This is a genomic window from Micromonospora rosaria, assembly GCF_001567585.1.
Taxonomy (GTDB): Bacteria; Actinomycetota; Actinomycetes; order Mycobacteriales; family Micromonosporaceae; genus Micromonospora; species Micromonospora rosaria.
Genome location: NZ_LRQV01000288.1, coordinates 1 through 1,721 on the forward strand (window position 1 = coordinate 1; position 1,721 = coordinate 1,721).

Consider the following 1,721-nt stretch of genomic DNA (forward strand, 5'->3'; position numbering starts at 1 on the left):
GGGGCTGGGCGCGCTGGTCGCGGGGACGATCGGCCCGCTGGCGCTGGCCGCCGGCGCGGTCGCCGTCGCGGTGGTGGCGGTCGCCGCCGTGCCGGACCGGCCGTGGCAGGGGCCGCTCGCCGTCGCCGTCGCGCTCGCCGTCGTGGTGGCGCTGCTGCGCCACGTGGTACGCCGCCTCGGTGGGATCACCGGCGACGTGCTCGGTGCCATCGTGGAGATCACCACCACGCTGGTCTACCTGGGACTGCTGCTGTCCGGCTGAGCCGCTCCCGCCGGCCGGGTAGCGTTTCGGATCGACAGCACCGGTGCGTCAGGATCGGGGACGACATGCTCATCACGGACGACTTCCTGCCGGTACCGGTGCCGGAGTCGCTCACCGCGACCTACCTGGTGCCGATGGCCGGGCTGCCGCGCGTCGGGACGAAGACGGCGGTGGCGGCGCTGGCCGACCGGCTGGCCGAGCCGGTGTACGGGCTGGCCCGGCAGATGCTGGACAGCCCGCTGATGTCGGTGGAGACCCGGCCGATCGGCGAGTTCCCCGAACTGCCACCGGACCTGCTCACCGCGTTCGGCGCCACCGAGGCGCAGCTCGACCGGCTGGCCGCCGCCAGCCACGTGGTGGTGGTGCAGGCGCAGTACCGGCCGGGGTGGCCGCCGGCCCACGAGTGGGCGGCCCGCGCGGTGGCCGCGGCAGTCGCCGAGTCCGCCGACGGGGACGTGGTCGACGTGTTCGGGTTGCAGTTCCTCGACCCGGCGACCGCGCTGCGGTCGTTGCCCGACGAGCGGGGCCGGATCCGGCTGGTCGACTGGATCCTCGTGCCGTACTCCTCCGACGCCGAGGGGCTGTGGTTCACCACCAAGGGCCTGCGCCGCTTCGGGCTGCTGGAGTTGCAGACCCAGGGGGTGCCCGACCACCTCACCCGGGCCTGGGGCGCGGTGATGACCGGGGCGGCCCGGCGGCTGCTGCGGGACTGGGCCGACGGGCTGACCGGCGAGGAGGTGCCGGCGTTCGTCCCGTTGCCGGTGCTCGCCACGGTGACCGGGCACGACATCGCGGTGGCGTACGGCAACCCGGAGCAGCACGGGGCCACCGCGCCGGTGCTGCTGCGCCTGGAACTGGACCCGGCCACCGACCCGGAGGCCGACTCGTTCCTCAGTCTCCGCCCGCCGCTGGGGCACCCGGGCACCGACGGCCGGTACTTCGCCGCCGCCTGCGCCACCCTGTTCACCGGCATCCAGCCGGACGTGCGCTACACCCGACCGGGGGACGCGATGTCGACGGCGGTGTCCACCGCCCGGTCCCGGCTGGACGAGGTGCGCGCCCGGTTCCTCTCCGGCGCGCTGCCCGCCGAGACGCAGTTGGTGGTCAAGTACGCCCTGCCCGGCGCCGACGGCCCCGAGTACGTCTGGGCCGGGGTGACCGCGTGGGACGATCCCGAGCGGATCACCGGCGCCAGCGCCAGCGACGCCGCCGCCGATCCGGCGGTCCGGATCGGCGCCCCGGTCGTGGTGGCGACCGCCGACGTGGTCGACTGGGCGCTGCTCGGCGCCACCGGCGTCCTGGAGGGCGGCTGGACCCAGGCCGTCCTCGACGCCGGCCAACCCCAACCCCCCACCACCCCCTAACCCCCCGCCCCCCACCCCGCCGCCCTCCCCCACCCTCCTCCCGCGCGCGTTGATCATGGAGTTGACGGCACTGGACCCGCTCCGCCATGCCGTCA

The 1,721-nt window shown here is 75.6% G+C and carries 2 protein-coding genes; both read left to right on the forward strand.

Features of this window, described 5'->3' with window-relative positions:
* A partial coding sequence (locus AWW66_RS32055) for an adenosylcobinamide-GDP ribazoletransferase (RefSeq protein WP_211272173.1) occupies positions 1–262 on the forward strand: 262 nt, incomplete at its 5' end.
* A 65-nt stretch (positions 263–327) separates the two neighbouring features.
* Positions 328–1,626, forward strand: coding sequence for a DUF2314 domain-containing protein (locus tag AWW66_RS32060; protein WP_067374565.1), 1,299 nt, complete (start codon positions 328–330; stop codon positions 1,624–1,626).
* Positions 1,627–1,721: the final 95 nt, after the last annotated feature.

Coding starts and splice junctions, on each gene's coding strand:
- AWW66_RS32060 (WP_067374565.1), top strand. CDS start 328: ATGCTCATCACGGACGACTTCCTGCCGGTACCGGTGCCGGAGTCGCTC.